The sequence below is a fragment of the Streptomyces sp. NPDC058231 genome, assembly GCF_042882275.1.
Lineage (GTDB): Bacteria > Actinomycetota > Actinomycetes > Streptomycetales > Streptomycetaceae > Streptomyces.
In genome coordinates this window covers 68,409-84,689 of the sequence record NZ_JBHVWN010000008.1, presented here as the reverse complement: position 1 = coordinate 84,689, position 16,281 = coordinate 68,409, and the positions used below count along the sequence as shown (strand labels likewise).

The following is a 16,281-nucleotide window of genomic DNA, read 5'->3' as shown; positions in this document are numbered from 1 at the left end:
AGTCCGGGCCTGGAAGCAGGCAGATCAGGCGGCGTCGACCTCGGCCGGGGCCGCCGGGGCGACCGCGTCCGGGTTGATCTCGATGGCACCGGCCCGCACGGCTGCGATGGCCTGGGCGTCGCGCAGGTTCTTGATGACCTTCGTCGTCAGGCTCCGCAGGTGCTCGATGCGGTGCTGGTGTGCACCGACTCCCCCGGCGACTCCGGCGAGCAGGAGGGCCAGCTCCTCGGGGTCGGCGGTGGCCAGCTCGGACAGGATCTCTCCGGCGGTCGAGAGCTTGTCGATCTTCTTCGTGAGCTTCGTCCGGTCGGCGATGATCCGCTCGCGCTCCTCCTCGGGGACGTCGTGCGCACCGGGGAGCGATTCCTGAACGTCGCCCGGCTTGGCCGGGGTCTCGTCGGCCAGGACGAAGAACGACCCCTGGGACTCGCGGCGCTCCTCCTCGATCCGGGCGGCCTTCACGAACGCCTCGGCGTCGCGGTCGCTGTTGAAGGCGCCGCGCGCGTACTTGGCCAGGAACCGCAGCTGGTTGTCACAGCTCAACTGGGAGGCGTACCAGGCCAGGTTCAGCGACAGGTGCCCCTTGGCGACCGCTTCCTGTGCGGGCTCGCACAGCCTGAGCAGGTCCATCCGCCATCCGACGTATGCCGGGGACTTGCCGCAGACTCCGCCGATCTCGTCGATCGTGTAGCCGCCCTTTTCCAGCCGCTTGAACGCCTTGGCCTCTTCCATGGGCGTCATGTCCGCGCGGCCGACGTTCTCAGCCACGGCCATGGCCAGGATCTCGCGGGAGTCCGCTTCGACGCCGCGCAGGACGAGGGCGGCCATCTCGGTGAGACCGGCCATGCCCGCCGCCCGCCACCGGCGTTCGCCCATGATGATGGTGTACCTGCGGGTTCCGGCGTCGTACCGGACGGTGATCGGCTGGAGCTGTCCGAGCTCGCGCATGGAGCCGGCGAGTTCCTCCAGCTTGGCCTGGTCGAAGATCTCGCGGGGCTGGTTCGGGTCGCGGTCGATCCGGTCGATCGGGATCGTCTTCTGGACCGACTTCACCTCGGCCGCCGTTGTCGCGACCTTCTCGGCGACGACCTCGCGGCGCTTGCTGACCTTGGTGGGCTCGATGGCCGCCTTCTGGGCCGGGGCCTTCTTCGCGGGGGCCTTCTTGGCGGCCGGGGCCTTCTTCGCGGGGGCCGTCTCGGTGACCTCGGTGACCTGGGCGGTGGCGGTGGTGTCGGTCATGGCGTCCGGCCTCTCACTGTGCGGTGTGGGATTTAGTGGGTGGACACTATGACTAACGCGTGACTCTCCGTGAGGTACCGGGTGATTCAGAAGAAATCGCAGGTCAGAGGCGGTTTGTTCACCTCCGGCCGTGTCCTCGGCGGGCACCTCTGAGGGGGCGTCGGCCGGGGCCTGGCCGTCGTCGACGACCGCGGCGACGTCGGCCGCCGGGGGCTCCTCGGCCGGGGGCTCCGGAGCCGGTTGCTCGTCGACCGCGGGTGCCTCCGGTTCCACCTCCGGGACCGGCTCGATGGCGCGGACGATGCCGCGCCCCGGGCCGCCGGTCCAGGCCCCTGCCCCGTAGGTCAGCCCGGCCCCGGTCAGGAGGGCGGTCACCTGGGACAGCAGCGACTCCGACCACACCGACTCGGTGAACTTCACCCCGTCCGGCGCGGTGATCGTCACGGGCGGGTGCCCCTTGTGCGGCTGACTGTTGCCGTTGAGCCACGTGAACGTCGCCTCGGTGGCGTCCCACCGGCACTCGACCTTGATCCGCTTCGGGATCTTCGGGTCGGTGCGCTTCTTCGGCTTCTGCGCCTTGGCCTTGGCCTGTGCCTCGCGGATGGCGTCGGCCGGTGCCGCCTCCGATGCCTCGCGGGCCGACTTCTTGCCGGGGACCTTCCCGTCGGCGAGGAAGGCGTCCATCGCCTCTCCGGGGCATCGGCCCTGTACCTGGGTGTAGTCGGCCGGGTGCGTCGAGACCCGCCCGTTGAGCGTGGCGTCTTCCAGGCTCATGACCTGCTTGGGGGCCAGCCGCAGGTTCCAGGCGATGGACAGCGTCTTGGGGTTGACCCGGGCCACTCCGTACCAGGAGCCGGCGTACAGCGCGTAGTCGCCGGGCGCGAAGTCGTCCGGGCCCCACACCTTGACCCCGTCGGCCTTGGCCTTCTCGACGAGCTGCTCCCAGTGGGCGATCTCCTCGGTCAGGTCCTGGATGAGGCGGGCGTGCCGACCCACCGAGACCCAGCCCTTCTCGACCGCGTTGGCGTGGGCCCGTTCCTGCTTCCTCAGGTCGGCCTTCAGCCGGTCCAGCCGCCGCAGGGTGCGCTGCGGATCGATCCGGTGCGCTTTGTAGTTCTCGGCCGCCCGGGTCCGGTCCGACCAGTACCCGGCCCGGTCGCGTTCCTCGAACGACTTCCGCATGTTCGTGTCGATCCGCGCGGCGTCACGACGGGCGCGGCCCTCGCTGTGGTGCCCGACGAGGATCGGCTGGCCGAACTCGAACCGCCGACTGATGTCGTCGGCCGCCGCGCGCCGCGCGTCGGCGGAGGAGGCAGCGCGGTCCGCGCGGTCGCCGAACCGCTCGGCCCGGTCCTCGGCGCGCTGCTCGCGGTCGGCCTCGGCCTCCGCGAACGACCTCCGGGTGTCCTCGTCGATCGTGACCGTCACCTCGTGACCGGCCGCGCGGAGGGCGGCAGTTGCGCCGTCGATCCGCCACATCTGGGCTTCCTTGTCCTGCGACCGCCGGATGTAGAGGCCGGTCACGTTCCGCGAGAACCAGAAGCCGTGATCCCTGACGATCTCGAAGACGCCGTCTCCCTTCCGGGAGCCTTCGAGGAGCGTGCCTTCCGCCCGCGTGTGGGTGATCGTGATGTCTGCCATCTGGCGCGACTCCTTCGTCTGGGTGGTCAGGCGTGGTCGGGGCGGGGGGCGGCGTCGCCCAGGTGCTCGCCGAGCCAGGCGAGGACCTTGGTGGCGCACAGCTCCGCGTCGGCCGCCGCGTCGAGCGGGGCGGGTGAGCCGTCGAAGACGGTGTCCACGTAGTCGCCGTGGGCGTCGTGCAGGTGGGCCGACCAGGGTTCGCGGTGCTTGGCCGCCGGTCGGTCGGCCTGCTCACCGGCGTACATGAGGAGGTGCGGGCCGCCGTAGGCGCGCTGCTCGCTGTCCTGGCCGGCTGGGGTGACGGCCAGGATCAGGTAGCTCATGCCGCCCTCGCCGCCGAGGAAGGCTTGCCGTCCGGCCTTCGCGAGTGCGGCGCGCAACAGGTCGCCTTCGGTGATCGTGACGTCCGCCATCTGGCGAACCTCCTTCTGATTGGGGGTGGGTGGTCAGGCGGTGCGTGCGATCTGGCCGATCGCGGTCGTCAGCTGGGCGGGCAGGTTGAGGGTGCGGGCCTCGCGGGCGAGCGAGCTCCACTCGGCCTGCACCCACCGCTGGTGCTTCGCGGCGTCCTCGGCGACGGTCACGGCGAGCTTGCGGAGGGCGGCCCGGTCGAGAACGCCTCGCACGACCGTGCGCCGGACGTCGATCGCGCGCTTGGTGTTGCCCTTGCGGATGAGCTGCCGGGAGAGGTCGAGGGCGTCCTCGGCGTCTCCGGCTTCGGCGACCAGGGTGATGTCCTCGATCAGGGTCTCGATGCGCATGGCGTTCTCCCATGGGGGTGGTTTAGTGGGTCGACACTATGACTAACGCTGATCTCTCCCGGGGGTACCGGGGTGACGGGGAGAGATCGGGAAAGTTTGCAGGTCAGAGCCCTGCCGACCGGTCGCACGGTCGACCGGGGGCGGAGCCGGCTGGCCCCGCCCTGCTGGCCGTCAGGCGGCCAGGATGTGGCGGCCGGTCGCGGTCAGGGTCACCGGCTGGCCCTCGGTGAGCGAGGCCTCGGTGTCGACTTCCGCCCATCCCCGGCCGATCAGGAAGTCACCCAGCTCCGTGTCCAGTCGGACGCCATCCATGCTGGTGGCGTACTTCCAGCCCTCGCTGGCCTTGAAGCCCTGGCGCTTCACGAACGCGTCCCGGATGGTCCGCAGGGCGTTCCTCTGCTCCTGCGTCGCCTCCGGGATGGCCACCACGGTGGGCGCGGGCTCGGCCGACTCCTCTTCGATCTCGATGGTGTCCGTGGCGTCCAGGAAGCGGCGCAGACCGTCCTGCTCGGCGAACCGGGCCGCGTTGGTGACCAGGCTCGTGCTCATCGAGAACCCGTACATGAGCAGGGCCTCCATGCACTCTTCGCGCTGCTTGGCCAGGCCCTCGCGGACGCCGTGGCGGTCGATGCGCTTCATGAGGTGCATCCAGGGCTTGGCCTTGCCCTCGGCCACCAGGACGGCGTCCATGAGGTGATCGAACTGGGCGCCCTGGATCGCGAGCGCGTCGGCCAGGTTGGCACGGGCCGCGGCGGCCCCTTCGAAGACGCGGTCCGCGCGGGTGATGAGGTGCTTGTGGGCGGTGCTGGCGTCCATGGCTGGCTCCTTGTGAGGTGATGTGTTTAGTGGGTAGACACTATGACTAACGCCGGACACTCCTTGGGGTACCGGGGTAACGGGAAGAAATCGAGAAAGATTGCAGGTCAGGGCGCTGCGGGGTCAACAGGCGTACGCGTCGAGACGCGCTCCGTAGTGGGTACCCCCTACACTGCGCGCATGGATCGCCTCGAACTTCCCGCACCCTTCGCCGACCTCGCCGACCTGGCGGGCGAGCCCACCATCGAGCGGGCGCAGGCCCTCGGCCGCGCGCTCAAAGCCGTGCCTGACCTCCAGGCCTGGCTCCGTGAGCAGAGGCAGCTCACCGTCCGCGCTCTCCTTGACGGCCCGCTCACCAAGGAGGACCTGGCCGCGCGCCTGGAGATCAGCCCGCAGCGGGTCGCCGACATTGCCAGCGGCCACGGCCGGTCCAAGGCCAAGCGCGCCACGCCGGCCGCCTGACCCGTCCGACCCGCTGAGGTTCCGGGTACTGGACAGGGAAAGCGCAGGTCAGAGGCTTGTCCGGGCTCTGTCCGGACAAGCGGTCGGACAGTGTCCGGCTGCCTGTTCGGGGGTCAGTCCCGGCCGTCGTTCTCGGCGAGCTGGAGCACGAGCGGCCAGGCCGAGAACGCCGCGTCACCGACCGCCGTCTCGTGCTCTGCGGGCCGGTCGGCCAGGTCCCGGGTCTCCTCGTTGAACCCGGCGACCATCTCCGCCGCCTGGTCCGCGAGGTCGTCGAGCGCTTCCTGCCGGGCGTACTCGGCGCGCAGGTCGTGCCAGTAGGAGCCCACCCTGGGCGGGGCGCCTTCGAAGGACTCGCCCGCGACCACGAGCGCGTCGACCGTCTCGTGTTCGACCATGTACCAGGCCAGCACCTTGGCCCACGCGCTCTCAGTGCTGTAGCCGTCGACCACGAACAGGTGGGGCAGCTCCCCGATGTGCCGTCCAGGTCCGGCGACGGCCACGGTGAAGGCGCGCACCGTCTGCCGGTAGTCGAGGGGCAGCTCGTACATCGGCGCTCCCGTGAACTCGACCTCGACCGGCTGGTGGGTGGCGGTGGTGCTCATCGTCTTGGTCCTCTCTGTCCGGACACCGGCCGGACCGCTGTCCGGCCGGTGTCCGCGTGCTGGCGTTCTTGCAGGTCGGCGCGTGTCCGGACGTGTCCGGACACGCTGTCCGGGGATCAGGCGGCTGCGAGTTCGGCACTGAGGCCGTCGGTGAACGCGGCGGCCGTGTCGCGGGCGGGCTGGGCGGTCTTGATGAGCTGCCAGATCTCGCCGGGGGTGATGGCGAACGGGACGGGCAGCTCGGCGAGGATCAGGCCGCCGTCGAACACGGTCAGGTGGCCCGGCAGGTGGACGGCCGTGCGTGTGCCCTCGTGCGGCCGGTAGGTCGTCGGGAGCTGGTCGGCGCGGCCGTGAAGGGCGACGTCGGCGGCCAGGCGGTCGTAGTCGCTGTGCAGGCGGATGAGTGCGACGAGCGCGGCGTTGGCTACGTCTTCGTCGCGGGCGTCGAGGTGCCGGGAGAGGTCGAGGAAGCGGGCGCGCAGCTCGTCCTCCTGGCGGACGTGCTCGGGGTCGGCGGGGAGCAGGTCGGACAGGTCGGGCTCGTAGCCGATGGCGAGTGCCGAGACGTGGTCGATGACCGCGGCCGGGATGCCGGTCTCCGTGCGGGCGGCGTTGATGCGGGCGCGCCACAGGGCCTGGTCGGCGTCGTCGGGGAAGCGGTCGCTGTCGGCCGCCTTGCGGAGGATTCCGGCCGCCCGGGTCAGGTTCGTGGCGATCGCGCGGAGGGCGGTGGCCTCGGGGTACCCCTTGGTGCGGCCTCGGATGATCCCGGAGAGGAGCGTGGCGCGGGTGGTGGCCTTCAGGTTGGCGTTCATCGTGTGGGTCCTCTCAAAGTGGTCAGGCGGCGTGGACAAGGCGGGCGGCAGCCGCGTGGTAACAAGCCGTGGAGCGCAGGCCGGCCGGGCAGTTGCACTGACCGGTGGCCGCGGTGCGGTAGACCTCGGTGCCGTCGTCGGAGACGACGAGGAAGATCCGGTTCTGGCGGAGCGGAACCAAGCCACCGAGCTCCAGGAGCTCCACGGCCTTGGCGACCTGGTGCGGCTTGAAGTCCGGGAGCCGGGCGGGGGCCGCACGGCGGATCTTCAGTCGGCACTTGGGGCCGTAGCCGTCCGGGCTGGGACGACGGAGGATCCTGCGGCACTTGAGACACCGGGCCGGGTGGGTCGCGCTGTCCGGTGTGCTCATATCCGCCTCTTTCTTGGTGATTTGTGGTTACATCCACCATTCTTTCCCAAGTCGACTTGGGAAAACCAGATTGGGCATCCGAGATAGGCAAAGGGTTGGCAAAATACGCAGGTCAGAGGCGTGCTCTGGATGCGCCCAGACAGCAGGAAGCCCCGCCTTCCCCAGGGGAGAGCGGGGCTTCCTGCCGCGCCTGGACTACTTCCGGACGGGCGCGGCCGCCGGTCGGACGGGCGCACGGGGCGGGAGCGTCTTTGCCACTTCCCGCAGGTCGGAGCCACCAACTCCACACGGCTAACGGGTTTGCCCAACTCCCCTTGTGGAAGACTCGACCGCATGACCACGCGAAAGAGCGCCGAGCCTCACGAGCCCAGCCAGAACCTCACCGACGCCCTCGATGAGCTGGCCAAGGCCGAGGTGCTGCTGGAGGAGAAGCGGCAGACCGCGCGGAAGGCCGTCGCCGACGAACTGCGCACCTCCGGCCTGTCTCACGCCAAGATCGCGGCGCTGACGCCGTGGACCGAGGAGACCGTGCGCGGCATCGCCAAGGAGCACGGCGTCGCCCCGAAGCGGAAGCCGACCGTGCGCTCCATCAAGGACTGACGTCGGTCAGCTCCGCCGGGCCGAATCGCGGCCGCCGGTCTTCGCCTGAATGCGGGCGATGTCCACCTTGGCCCGGGCGACGACTGCGACTACCGCAACGACGCAGCCTGAAAGAAGCACCCATACAAACGCCGTCGTACCCGCCATGCCGCCACCTTCCGAATTCACCGGCCGGGGAGCATACCCCCACGGAACCGACGGCGTGGGCGGTATCAGGCGTCCCCGTCCGGCCATGACTTCAGCAGTCGGCCGCCGTCTGCCTCGTCGGTGAGCGTGATGCGGGCACCGACGCGGCCTCCGCGCTCGCCGATCCATCTCGGCCGTCGTCAGGTCGGACCACCAGCCGTGCATGACGGGCCTGTCGCCGATCAACAGAGTCAGCTGAAATCGCAGGCTATGACCCGTCGGCCACGATCGTCAGGGCAACCCCCGCTTCGCGGGCTGCTTCGCGCAGCACGGCCAGCGTGTCCGCCAGCGGTGCACGAGGCCCGCCGCGGGGGGTGGTGGCGAGGAGGCAGGGCATGCAGCGGTCCAGCCAGCGGCGGCCGTGCTCGGGCGGGTCGACGACCCCGGTCGCTCTTGCGGGCTCGCCGCAGAGCGCGCATGGGTGGCTGCCGTCGAACCGCTCGGTGCCTGCCTTTTGGCGTGGCGCCCACGGTGGGGCGGGGTCCAGCCCCACCGGGTCGATGCCGAGGAATCGCAGCAGGTCAGCGTCGTTCATGCGACCCCCTCCTCTTCGGCTTCCTGAAACCTACTGACCTCTCGCAGTGAAGGTTGAGCATTGTCACCGAAGGTTGAGTGATCGTTTGGGGCTGACCGTCTGGGGCGTCGGTGGAGGAACCCGTACGCGCGTAAGGCGAGTTCCCGCTCAGCGCCTTTGACCTGGACACCGTCGGGATCGCGTCCCAGCCGTTCTGGCCGTACTGGCACGATGCCGGGCGAAGGCGTCATGCGCCCGATCAGAACGGATGTTGGTCAGCGCCGAGAACACTTGAGTCGATGGAGTCAAGTGTTGCCGTTAACGTTCCGCCACATGTTCGCCGACCCCTCCCAGGTCGCCGACCAGACGGCCTGACCGAGGCGCTGGGTGGAAGCCAGGAGATCCATCGCCGGCTCCCTCCCGTCAAGAAGCTCGCGAAGGCGATCCAAGAGAATCCCCGACAAATCTCCATTGGCCAGAATGTATTCCCGCATCTCGGAGACAGCTTCGCCTAGCGCAATGCTTTGCGGGGTCTCACGGAGAAGTGAGAGGTCCTCGATGAAGTCGCCTGCTGCTGTGACCAGATCCGTGAGTGACCGCGACCCTGGGACAATGGGGTCCACTACCGGGGCGAACGCCGGATGGAACCATGCCTCTCTCACGCCAATGCTCCATCCATCTTCAGCAGGGACATCGATGACGGGGTGCGATCTGAGAGCCGAGACGTCCAGGACCCTGGCCCGCAAGGGACGCCCAGCACCCAGCCCGACCGCCACGGTGAGCACCCGATCCGTGGATGGCGGGACGCGAACACTCAGTGAAGGAAACACGAACATCTCGCCAGCTTTAAGAATAAAGGGGAACTGCACTCGCGTGGCATCGTCGGCAAATCCCCCGGGAGCCGAAATTGCCACTGACGGGGAAAACGTCACCTGGGTGCGTCGCGCATGCGACCAGCCGAGTTTTCTGACCGCCTGGATCCGCCACCGAAAGCGGCGAAGGCGACGCCCGGTGAAGTCGGCCCACACTGAGTAGCTTTGGATGGAAACGTCAAGACGTCCCACGTTCAAAATGTGTGTCTGAATAGTCCATCCCTCATATGAGCGTTCCCGAAGCGCCAGCACCTGCAGACGTCGTCCGGTAAGCCAATGCGTGAAGATCTGCCACCCCAGTCCGACGAACCCGGTGACGAAGCCAAGCACTGCGAGCCACGTGGTCAAGTCCATGAGGAAAAGCTATCCGCGATCAACGCGCGCTCTCAACAATGCAGTTGAGGCCGTCGTGGGTGCGATCCACCCGGTGCAGCGCACCCCAAGGAGCGCCACATCACCTGGTGCGGCACTCCCGGGGCCACCTGCGCCCGCGGCACACCAACGCTGAGCGCCAGAGGGGCCAACTGGAGCACTCAACGCTCAACCTTCACTGCGAGAGGTCACCTACGCCGCCCGATGGTACTCAGCGCCCGACGTAGACTCGAACACATGTCCGATAGTTCGTCGCGCCTGGCCATGCTGCGCTTCGCTCGCCGCATCGCCGTGCAGCAGGTCGAGCAGATCGACCGCTGGATCGCCGATGAGGAGCGCCGCGAGACCGAGCGCGAGCAGGGCGAGCGGGCCCGGCCGCCGACGCCGGACTGGATTATCGAGCTCGGAATCGGTGTCGGCTCACGGCCCATCGATGTCCATGTCGGCGGGTGCTACGCGGCCGGGAAGCGGCGCCGCGCCATCACTCGCGAGCAGGCCCTCGCCGCCCTCGCCGATGGGATCCGGGCCTGCATCCACTGCCGGCCCGATACCGAGCTCGGGGTCCTCGGGTAGTCAGGCGCTGCGTGGCTTCCGGCTGGAAGTCTTCTTCGCCGTGGTCTTCTTCGCTGCGGCCTTCTTGGCAGGTGCCTTCTTCGCCGTCTTCTTCGCGGCCGCCTTCTTTCGGGGCTTCATCTCGTGGACCGTGGCGTGGCCGTCCGTCTCGCCGCGGGACTCCCTTGCCTTCTGTACGGAGGCGTTCAGAGCTGCCATCAGGTCGACGACCTGCGCGGGCTGCTGCGCCTCGCCTTCGACCGGCTGGGCTGGTTCCTTGCCTTCGCTCTTCGCCTCGATCAGCTCTTCCAGGGCGTCCCGGTACGCGTCACGGAAACCCGAGATGTCGTCGACGGTCATGCTCTCGGCGAGCTGCACGGCTTGCTCGATCTCGTCCTCGTTCAACTCGGTCTTCTTCGGGGCCAGCTCCGCCGGGTCGCGGATCTCGTCCGGCCACCGCATCGCGTGGAGCACGATGGCGTTGTCGCGGACCCGCAGCAGGCCGAGCCGTTCGCGGTTGTGCCAGGCGAACTTCGCGATGGCGACCTTGTCGGAGCGCTCCAGCGCTTTGCGGAGCAGGGTGTACGGCTTCGCCGCTACCTGCCCGTCGATCGCCAGGTAGTAGCTGTCACCGATTCGCACGGGGTCGATCGTGTCGGCGTCCACGAACGCCACGATCTCGATCGCCTTGGCTGTGGGCAGTGGCATCTGGTCGAGCTCTGCGTCCGTGATCGGGATCGTTTCGTCCTTGGTGAGCTCGTAGCCTTTGCCGATGTCCTCCTGCGTCACGACCTCGCCGTCGATCTCGCACACCTTTTTGGTGCGAACCCGGCCCATGTCTTCCAGGTGGACCTGGTGGAAGCGGATCGAGTGATCCTCGGTGGCACTGACCACCTTGCAGGGGATCGTGACCAGGCCAAAGCTGATGGCCCCGCTCCAGATCGTCGACGGCATGCGTACCTCCAGGACCCCCCTGTGGGCCGGTCGGGCAGCAGTCCAGGCCGCGGCAGGGAGACATCTGGGCCGCCGCCCGTACAGCGATCCTTACGCCGGACCGGGGCCCGCGCACCTGGGACAGCCGGATGCGCCCGCCGTCACCCCGGGCCACGCTGGAGTGATGAGCGCACCGATAGTCGTCCACGGCCTCTCACCCTCGGGCGGGCGGAGGGTGACCATCAACGGGCAGATCGTCGGGCTCGCCCACACGGACAACGACCTCGTCGAGTTCCTGAGGCGGGCCGGCCTCGACGATGCCTGGGATCTACTCGACGACCCGCACTGGATCGAATGGAGCGGCGGACGGGCTCACCGGTACGAGGCGGCGTGATCTACCCGAAGCGGTAGAGGAGGCCGAAGACGACGACGAGCATCATGATGCCGCCGACGATCCACTGTTCCCGGGGGACGTCGAAGACGTTGAACTTGTCCGGCTCCATGACCTGCTCGCCGTCGGGGACGAACGTGCCCGCCGTGGAAGAGGTTCCGGTGCTTGTCCCGCTCCTCATTCAGGCCGTAGCGCGTGACCACCCCCGGCGACGTCGTGCGGCACTGCTCGCACCGGTAGGCGTACATCCCCGTCCCCTCCTTCATTTCAGATCACTTCCCATCATGACGGACTTTCCGGCCTCGTGGCTACGGACTGCACCGGATCACAAACCGAGCGTGGTGTTCGAGGTCAGTCGGTGCGGCGGTGTTCGATCTTCCAGGCGGCCGGTCCTCGGTCGGTGTCCGGGACGATCCGGTGGCCCTTCTCCAGCTCCTCCCGTGTCCAGTCGGTGCGGTATGCACTCAACCTCTCTCCGGGGGGTGTTGGCGGCGTTGTTGGCGTTGGCGTTGGCTCTGACCTGCGCCAACAACCCTCTTGCTGGGGCCACTCCTGGGAGAGGGGCAGGGGCGGGAAGTCGTGGTGGTGGACGCCGGGCCCATTACCGGCCGGTGTGCGCACCCCCGGGCGGTGGGCAATACCGGCCCCGTCCAGCACCCTCTTCACGGCCTTGGTGGAGGGGAGCGGGAGGTGCTCGGCGAGGGCCGTATGGAGCACTCCGGAGCCCCCTCGGTAGAGGTGATGGAGCGCCCTGGACAGGTCCTCCGGGGAGGGGTCCGGGGAGGACTCGACGGGGGTCTCGTCGGCCTCGTCGGGAGACGGCTTCGCGGGGGTGCCGCCACCGCTCTTGAGGCGACGGGCGAGGCGGCCGAGGGGACCTCGCCGGGGTTCGGCGGGGGCGTCCTCCTTACTCACCTCGGGGGTCTCTTCGTCGTCGTCCTCGGCAGGGGTGCCCTTGCCCTTCTCCCCCGCGCCCTTCTTCTTCGCCGGGGTCTTCTTCTGCTGCTTCGGCTCGGGCGCCTTGATATGGCCGAGGCCGGCCAGGACCACGGCGGCGAGGAGGGCGAGGAGGACGAACCAGCGCGCGCCTGGGTACCGCATGGCGGTCTTCACTACGGCGTACGCGATGAACCCGGCGCCGGCGGACCGGGCGCCGATGCTGCCGTGCTTGCCGATGCGGCCGGACCACCATCCGGCGAGGAGGACCAGGAGGACGCCCACGCCACGGGCGAGGACGAACAGCCCTCCGGCGAGGGCGCGCAGGCCCCGGCCGGTGGCGCGGAGCAGCGGCGGGCCGCCGACGCGGGTGGCCTCGACGGCGAGCGGGCCGAGCTCGGCGAGTGGGCGCACGTCGTAGTACGGCCGCAGGTTCGGTATCCACCCGCGGTGCTCCTGTCCCCCGTCGACGTCGCCGACCGGAGAGTTCTCGAGCTGGTCGTCGACCGGGGGGCGGGGCTCGGGGTCGGGGTCGGGGACCGCGTGGAGGTGGGCGGCGCTCATGCGAGGCCCCGCATGATCACGGCGATCTTCTCCGCGACGATGGAGAACCCGCCGCCCGCGCCGGACGCGACGTACCAGAACACGATGCCGAGCATGGACACGCCTCGGGTCGTGAGCTTCTTGTAGAGGATGACGATCAGCAGCGTGAGGGCGAGCGCAGCCATGCTGTAGCCGGGGAACACGCTGCTGAACATGCCGAGCCCGTCGCGCACGAGGCTCGACACGATGTCGAAGGGCGGGCCGGCCGCGTTGTAGGCGGCTCCGGCGATCATCGACAGGACCAGGCAAGCACCCCAGCCGAGGGGCTTCATCTTGCCGCCGGTACTAGTGCCGAACCACAGGAGTGCGGACAGGGCACCGGCGAGTCCGACGGCGCCGAGGGCGGGGAGGAAGTCCATGCTTCGCGTTCCGTTCCGGGATCGGGGGCGGGGTCAGGCCGGGTTGCCGTACAGCAGGACGCCGACGATCACTGAGACCAGCGGCACCCGGGCGACGAGCGCGAAAGCCGGCAGCCAGTTGCGGGTGCGCTGGTCCAACATCCAGATCGCGACGGCGACGCCGTACCAGACGCACACGTAGAAGTCGGTCCACGAGTCGTACGTCGCCACCAGGTAGGCGGTCTCTGCGGTGAAGAACTGCGGGACGCCGAGGCTGAACCCGAGGGCCAGGGCGCCGCCGTTGTAGAGACCGTGACGGGTCAGCGGGCGCATCCCAGTCCACGCCTCGATCAGCGACTGCTTGGGCGACTTGCCGCAGTTGTACGTCGGACGGCTGTAGACCCTCTTGCCGGAGCCGCGCATGCTCCAGCCGCGCCGGATCCGGGCCGGGACCTTGTCGACGCCCTCCTCGCCTTCGTCGTCTCCCTCTTCCTCGTCGTACTCGTCGTCCTCCATGTCCTCGGGCACGGGGAGCTGCGTGTCGCAGTCCGCGCACCAGTAGGCGACGAGCTCGCCGGTGGGCCGGGCGTGGACCGCGTGCGGGTGCGGGTGCTCGCACGGCGCCTCTTCGGGGGCGTGCTTGTCCAGGTCGACGACGTCGCGCTTCGGCTCCCACCAGTTCGGCAGTCGGTCGCCGCCGCGTACCGGCTGGGTCGGAACGGTGACCACCGGAGCTGTGCCGGTGTCATCGGTGTCGTCGGGCTCGGTCACGGTCGTAGAGCTGTTGAGCCGCTGGAGCAGGGCGCGGGGGCGGAGGTCCACCGGGTCACTTCCTTCTGAAGAGGCGGGCGGCGCGCGGGCCGGGGTGCTCCCCGACCGCGCGGTGGCGGCGGGCCAGGGAGCGCAGGGCGGGCACCGTGCGGTCGGCGGGGACGATGCGGATGCCGTCGAGCACCAGCTCGCCGCCGACGAGCTGGGCGCCTTCCATGGAGACGAGGGGGATTACGGGGCCGCCGAGGACGCGGGTGACGGTCCGGGCTTCGTGACGGATGCCGTTCAGCCATCGGGTGACGTCGCGGTCGCCGTGCATGAGCCGGCCGGACTGAACCGTGAGTGGCCAACGGGCCGACCACTTCTTGCTGTCGAGGACGATCACGACTCCGCCCGGGCTCACCAGCAGGTGGTCGACGTTCGCGTTGCCGGTCGGCAGTGCGCGGTCGTGGAGGACCGTCCAGCCCTCGCGGGCGAGTGGCTTGAGGCGGGCCGCGGTGGCTTTCTCCCCTGCTGCCCCGGCGTCCCACTGGTTTGCCTGGCGACCGCGTGCGGTCTGGATGCCGACCAGGTCGGCGAGGCGGACCAGTGGACTGCGGAGGCGGCGGGCTCGCGCTGCGGCCGAGGACCCGGCGCCGGGCCGCCGCCGTAAGCGCTGTAGACACCAGGCGACGGCAACGGCCACGACGACAACGTGAGCGAGAGTCACGACGCCTTCCGGGACGGGTCCACGCGCAGCGCGGTACGCCGCACGGTGTCGGCCAAGTTCGGCCGGTCGGGGTGGCCCGCCTCCTTGACCGCGGTGACGAGGTCGGCGTCGCTGACCTTCGAGTTCTGGGCGATGACCTCGCGGACGATCGCGGCAATCGACTGGCGGTCGATCTCCGTGACCGGCGGGACAGGCGCCTGCTGCTCGTCGCCGCCCTGGCCGGCTGCCGGGGGGACCGGAGCGGACGGGGCGGGCTCGGGCGTCTGCTCGGCCGGAGGGAGACTCGTCGTCGTCTGGGCGTTGGCCAGGATCGCCCCGGCAGCCTGGTACTCGACGCCCCCAACCGCCCGCTGGTAGGCGGCCCGACGGTTGAGGCGCAGCAGACGGCCGGACAGCAGCTCGCGGCTAGCCAGCTTCTGCTCCTGCTGGGTGACCCAGTGCGCGACACCCTCATCGAGCGGGACGGCGTGGTGCCGAATCAGCAGCGCCCACAGGCCCTTGGACAGCAGGTCAATGCAGGCGCCGAAGCCACCGGCCCACGGCTGGTTCAGCGTGTGGCCGTACGTGAAGACGGCGCCCATGCTGATCGCCAGGGCGACCCATCCGGCAATCCGGGCGGGCTGGGCCTGATCCGGGTTGATCTTGCTTAGCCACTCAAGTGCCAAGCAGCTCAGCCACGAAGCCGTGAAGACGACTCCCATGCCGTAGGCGATGGGCTCCGGCACCATCCTGGACAGGAGGCCCCCGACGCTCGCGGTGGTCGCCACGACGGCGATCAACGTGATGACGACCGCGAGGCCAATGACGCCGCGCAGGATCATCTCGTCCCACTCACGGGGCGGTACCGGCTCCCACGCGACGTAGGGCACCTTCCGCGTCGAGGGGACACCGTCGATGACGGTCGTCTCCTCCCGATGACGGGTGATCTTGCGGTACTTCACTCCTGGGATGCGCGGCTGGTCGGTGGCCTCGTCCATCACTCTTGCCTCTCTGTGTGGCGTAACAGGGATGGCCGACCCGCCCCCGAGGAGAGGAGGGGCGGGTCGGCCGGTGTGCCGCCGTCAGCGGTGCCGGTCGCGCTCGCGGCGGCGGTCTTCGTCCTCCCACGCCTGACCGGCGCGGGCGGCCTTCTCGACGTCCTTCGCGCGCGCCTTGCGGGCCTTGGCCTGCTGCTTGCGGTCGGCCGTCTCGCTGGCAGAAGGTCCGCTGTACGAGGTGGCGGCGAGCTGGCGGTCGTTGCCGCCCTTGAGCCAGTCGAAGGCGCCCATCAGTAACGCCCCCTCGGTGCTCCGGCGGCCTCGTTGCCAGCGCGCGCCTGCTCGCTGTCCTCGCTGCGCCAGTCGTAACCGCACGCCTTGGCAGCCTTCAGCAGCAGCAGCGAGAACTCGCCGCGGGTAATCCCCTCCGGGGCCTCCGGCGCCTCGGCAAGCGCCGCCCGGGACATCTGGGCCGCCCCAATGAACATCGAACGGTCGGACAGCTTGTACGCCTCCGCACCAACGCACACCAGGAGCGAATACGGCTCCAGGACGCCGGACGGATCCGTGGTGGTGAAATGAGTCGCGACCATGGCCAGCACGCGGCCAGCGGTCACCCTCGGGTCTTCGGTCTGGACGGGGGCACTCCCCGCAGCCTGATCAGTAGAGTTCATGCGTCAGCTCCTGTTAACGGCAGGTGTCTGGCGTCCCGGCCCGTGTGCAACCACGGATCGGGGTTGAGGCGGTGCCCGGTGTGCAACCACCGGGCCCCCCCCCGTTGATGTCTGTTATAAAAAAAAAAAAGCCCCCCAGAAAGG

Annotated in this window: 22 protein-coding genes; 4 read left to right on the top strand and 18 right to left on the bottom strand. The window is 69.4% G+C overall.

Going from position 1 to position 16,281, the window contains the following annotated elements:
• Nucleotides 1-24 precede the first annotated feature (24 nt).
• The 4 genes from ACFVXE_RS08335 to ACFVXE_RS08320 all read right to left on the bottom strand — a co-directional run bounded on the left by ACFVXE_RS08335 (nt 25) and on the right by ACFVXE_RS08320 (nt 4,457).
• Nucleotides 25-2,880, bottom strand: a complete 2,856-nt coding sequence (locus tag ACFVXE_RS08335; protein WP_389670222.1) for a ParB/RepB/Spo0J family partition protein — start codon at nt 2,878-2,880, stop codon at nt 25-27.
• Between the two features lie 26 nt (nt 2,881-2,906).
• Nucleotides 2,907-3,293: a hypothetical protein gene (locus tag ACFVXE_RS08330; RefSeq protein WP_327123687.1), complete on the bottom strand. Its 387-nt coding sequence runs from the start codon at nt 3,291-3,293 to the stop codon at nt 2,907-2,909.
• Between the two features lie 33 nt (nt 3,294-3,326).
• The gene (locus ACFVXE_RS08325; protein WP_327123688.1) at nt 3,327-3,641 is read right to left on the bottom strand and encodes a hypothetical protein; all 315 of its coding nucleotides are present in this window, start codon (nt 3,639-3,641) and stop codon (nt 3,327-3,329) included.
• 171 nt (nt 3,642-3,812) lie between these two features.
• Nucleotides 3,813-4,457, bottom strand: coding sequence for a hypothetical protein (locus tag ACFVXE_RS08320; RefSeq protein WP_389670221.1), 645 nt, complete (start codon nt 4,455-4,457; stop codon nt 3,813-3,815).
• A 180-nt stretch (nt 4,458-4,637) separates the two neighbouring features.
• Here ACFVXE_RS08320 and ACFVXE_RS08315 point away from each other — a divergent pair, with 180 nt between their 5' ends.
• Entirely contained in the window at nt 4,638-4,919 is a 282-nt protein-coding gene (locus ACFVXE_RS08315) for a sigma-70 family RNA polymerase sigma factor (protein ID WP_389670220.1), read from the top strand.
• Between the two features lie 113 nt (nt 4,920-5,032).
• Here the strand turns inward: ACFVXE_RS08315 and ACFVXE_RS08310 are convergent, their stop codons facing one another.
• From ACFVXE_RS08310 to ACFVXE_RS08300, 3 genes are all read right to left on the bottom strand, one after another.
• The gene (locus ACFVXE_RS08310) at nt 5,033-5,524 is read right to left on the bottom strand and encodes a hypothetical protein (RefSeq protein WP_389670219.1); all 492 of its coding nucleotides are present in this window, start codon (nt 5,522-5,524) and stop codon (nt 5,033-5,035) included.
• 116 nt (nt 5,525-5,640) lie between these two features.
• Nucleotides 5,641-6,339: a hypothetical protein gene (locus ACFVXE_RS08305; protein ID WP_389670218.1), complete on the bottom strand. Its 699-nt coding sequence runs from the start codon at nt 6,337-6,339 to the stop codon at nt 5,641-5,643.
• A gap of 22 nt (nt 6,340-6,361) precedes the next feature.
• Nucleotides 6,362-6,709, bottom strand: a complete 348-nt coding sequence (locus ACFVXE_RS08300) for a hypothetical protein (RefSeq protein ID WP_389670217.1) — start codon at nt 6,707-6,709, stop codon at nt 6,362-6,364.
• A gap of 333 nt (nt 6,710-7,042) precedes the next feature.
• Here ACFVXE_RS08300 and ACFVXE_RS08295 point away from each other — a divergent pair, with 333 nt between their 5' ends.
• Entirely contained in the window at nt 7,043-7,309 is a 267-nt protein-coding gene (locus ACFVXE_RS08295; RefSeq protein ID WP_389670216.1) for a hypothetical protein, read from the top strand.
• A gap of 394 nt (nt 7,310-7,703) precedes the next feature.
• Here the strand turns inward: ACFVXE_RS08295 and ACFVXE_RS08290 are convergent, their stop codons facing one another.
• Both ACFVXE_RS08290 and ACFVXE_RS08285 read right to left on the bottom strand, forming a co-directional pair.
• Entirely contained in the window at nt 7,704-8,030 is a 327-nt protein-coding gene (locus tag ACFVXE_RS08290; RefSeq protein ID WP_389670215.1) for a hypothetical protein, read from the bottom strand.
• Nucleotides 8,031-8,314: 284 nt separating this feature from the next.
• Nucleotides 8,315-9,235, bottom strand: coding sequence for a hypothetical protein (locus tag ACFVXE_RS08285; RefSeq protein WP_389670214.1), 921 nt, complete (start codon nt 9,233-9,235; stop codon nt 8,315-8,317).
• Between the two features lie 255 nt (nt 9,236-9,490).
• Here ACFVXE_RS08285 and ACFVXE_RS08280 point away from each other — a divergent pair, with 255 nt between their 5' ends.
• Nucleotides 9,491-9,826 (top strand): DUF6233 domain-containing protein, encoded by a 336-nt coding sequence (locus tag ACFVXE_RS08280; protein ID WP_389670213.1) that lies wholly within the window; start codon nt 9,491-9,493, stop codon nt 9,824-9,826.
• On the opposite strand, the gene ACFVXE_RS08275 is transcribed toward ACFVXE_RS08280, so the two are convergent.
• Complete coding sequence (locus tag ACFVXE_RS08275; RefSeq protein WP_389670212.1) at nt 9,827-10,759, bottom strand: Ku protein; 933 nt, start codon at nt 10,757-10,759, stop codon at nt 9,827-9,829.
• A 163-nt stretch (nt 10,760-10,922) separates the two neighbouring features.
• Between ACFVXE_RS08275 and ACFVXE_RS08270 the strand changes: the two genes are divergently transcribed.
• Nucleotides 10,923-11,132: a hypothetical protein gene (locus ACFVXE_RS08270; RefSeq protein WP_389670211.1), complete on the top strand. Its 210-nt coding sequence runs from the start codon at nt 10,923-10,925 to the stop codon at nt 11,130-11,132.
• A 1-nt stretch (nt 11,133) separates the two neighbouring features.
• Here ACFVXE_RS08270 and ACFVXE_RS08265 read toward each other — a convergent pair whose 3' ends face one another.
• The 8 genes from ACFVXE_RS08265 to ACFVXE_RS08230 form a co-directional block, all read right to left on the bottom strand.
• Nucleotides 11,134-11,310 carry a hypothetical protein gene (locus ACFVXE_RS08265; RefSeq protein ID WP_389670210.1) on the bottom strand — a complete coding sequence of 59 codons (177 nt, stop codon included), beginning with the start codon at nt 11,308-11,310 and terminating at the stop codon, nt 11,134-11,136.
• A 170-nt stretch (nt 11,311-11,480) separates the two neighbouring features.
• On the bottom strand, nt 11,481-12,629 hold the full coding sequence (locus ACFVXE_RS08260) for a hypothetical protein (protein WP_389670209.1): 1,149 nt from the start codon (nt 12,627-12,629) through the stop codon (nt 11,481-11,483).
• Nucleotides 12,626-13,027 (bottom strand): hypothetical protein, encoded by a 402-nt coding sequence (locus ACFVXE_RS08255; RefSeq protein ID WP_389670208.1) that lies wholly within the window; start codon nt 13,025-13,027, stop codon nt 12,626-12,628. Before ACFVXE_RS08255 ends, ACFVXE_RS08260 begins: the two co-directional genes overlap by 4 nt.
• Before the next feature lie 33 nt (nt 13,028-13,060).
• Nucleotides 13,061-13,828 (bottom strand): hypothetical protein, encoded by a 768-nt coding sequence (locus ACFVXE_RS08250; protein WP_389670207.1) that lies wholly within the window; start codon nt 13,826-13,828, stop codon nt 13,061-13,063.
• Nucleotides 13,829-13,832: 4 nt separating this feature from the next.
• Nucleotides 13,833-14,486 carry a nuclease-related domain-containing protein gene (locus ACFVXE_RS08245; protein ID WP_389670206.1) on the bottom strand — a complete coding sequence of 218 codons (654 nt, stop codon included), beginning with the start codon at nt 14,484-14,486 and terminating at the stop codon, nt 13,833-13,835.
• Complete coding sequence (locus ACFVXE_RS08240; RefSeq protein ID WP_389670205.1) at nt 14,483-15,463, bottom strand: hypothetical protein; 981 nt, start codon at nt 15,461-15,463, stop codon at nt 14,483-14,485. The genes ACFVXE_RS08245 and ACFVXE_RS08240 overlap by 4 nt, the downstream gene beginning before the upstream one ends.
• An 84-nt stretch (nt 15,464-15,547) precedes the next feature.
• Nucleotides 15,548-15,754 (bottom strand): hypothetical protein, encoded by a 207-nt coding sequence (locus ACFVXE_RS08235; protein ID WP_389670204.1) that lies wholly within the window; start codon nt 15,752-15,754, stop codon nt 15,548-15,550.
• Entirely contained in the window at nt 15,754-16,137 is a 384-nt protein-coding gene (locus tag ACFVXE_RS08230) for a hypothetical protein (protein WP_389670203.1), read from the bottom strand. Before ACFVXE_RS08230 ends, ACFVXE_RS08235 begins: the two co-directional genes overlap by 1 nt.
• Nucleotides 16,138-16,281: the final 144 nt, after the last annotated feature.

Coding starts and splice junctions, on each gene's coding strand:
- ACFVXE_RS08330 (WP_327123687.1), bottom strand. CDS start 3,293: ATGGCGGACGTCACGATCACCGAAGGCGACCTGTTGCGCGCCGCACTC.
- ACFVXE_RS08280 (WP_389670213.1), top strand. CDS start 9,491: ATGTCCGATAGTTCGTCGCGCCTGGCCATGCTGCGCTTCGCTCGCCGC.
- ACFVXE_RS08285 (WP_389670214.1), bottom strand. CDS start 9,235: ATGGACTTGACCACGTGGCTCGCAGTGCTTGGCTTCGTCACCGGGTTC.
- ACFVXE_RS08295 (WP_389670216.1), top strand. CDS start 7,043: ATGACCACGCGAAAGAGCGCCGAGCCTCACGAGCCCAGCCAGAACCTC.
- ACFVXE_RS08265 (WP_389670210.1), bottom strand. CDS start 11,310: ATGAGGAGCGGGACAAGCACCGGAACCTCTTCCACGGCGGGCACGTTC.
- ACFVXE_RS08320 (WP_389670221.1), bottom strand. CDS start 4,457: ATGGACGCCAGCACCGCCCACAAGCACCTCATCACCCGCGCGGACCGC.
- ACFVXE_RS08230 (WP_389670203.1), bottom strand. CDS start 16,137: ATGAACTCTACTGATCAGGCTGCGGGGAGTGCCCCCGTCCAGACCGAA.
- ACFVXE_RS08315 (WP_389670220.1), top strand. CDS start 4,638: ATGGATCGCCTCGAACTTCCCGCACCCTTCGCCGACCTCGCCGACCTG.
- ACFVXE_RS08290 (WP_389670215.1), bottom strand. CDS start 8,030: ATGAACGACGCTGACCTGCTGCGATTCCTCGGCATCGACCCGGTGGGG.
- ACFVXE_RS08235 (WP_389670204.1), bottom strand. CDS start 15,754: ATGGGCGCCTTCGACTGGCTCAAGGGCGGCAACGACCGCCAGCTCGCC.
- ACFVXE_RS08325 (WP_327123688.1), bottom strand. CDS start 3,641: ATGCGCATCGAGACCCTGATCGAGGACATCACCCTGGTCGCCGAAGCC.
- ACFVXE_RS08335 (WP_389670222.1), bottom strand. CDS start 2,880: ATGGCAGACATCACGATCACCCACACGCGGGCGGAAGGCACGCTCCTC.
- ACFVXE_RS08255 (WP_389670208.1), bottom strand. CDS start 13,027: ATGGACTTCCTCCCCGCCCTCGGCGCCGTCGGACTCGCCGGTGCCCTG.
- ACFVXE_RS08240 (WP_389670205.1), bottom strand. CDS start 15,463: ATGGACGAGGCCACCGACCAGCCGCGCATCCCAGGAGTGAAGTACCGC.
- ACFVXE_RS08310 (WP_389670219.1), bottom strand. CDS start 5,524: ATGAGCACCACCGCCACCCACCAGCCGGTCGAGGTCGAGTTCACGGGA.
- ACFVXE_RS08305 (WP_389670218.1), bottom strand. CDS start 6,339: ATGAACGCCAACCTGAAGGCCACCACCCGCGCCACGCTCCTCTCCGGG.
- ACFVXE_RS08300 (WP_389670217.1), bottom strand. CDS start 6,709: ATGAGCACACCGGACAGCGCGACCCACCCGGCCCGGTGTCTCAAGTGC.
- ACFVXE_RS08275 (WP_389670212.1), bottom strand. CDS start 10,759: ATGCCGTCGACGATCTGGAGCGGGGCCATCAGCTTTGGCCTGGTCACG.
- ACFVXE_RS08260 (WP_389670209.1), bottom strand. CDS start 12,629: ATGAGCGCCGCCCACCTCCACGCGGTCCCCGACCCCGACCCCGAGCCC.
- ACFVXE_RS08270 (WP_389670211.1), top strand. CDS start 10,923: ATGAGCGCACCGATAGTCGTCCACGGCCTCTCACCCTCGGGCGGGCGG.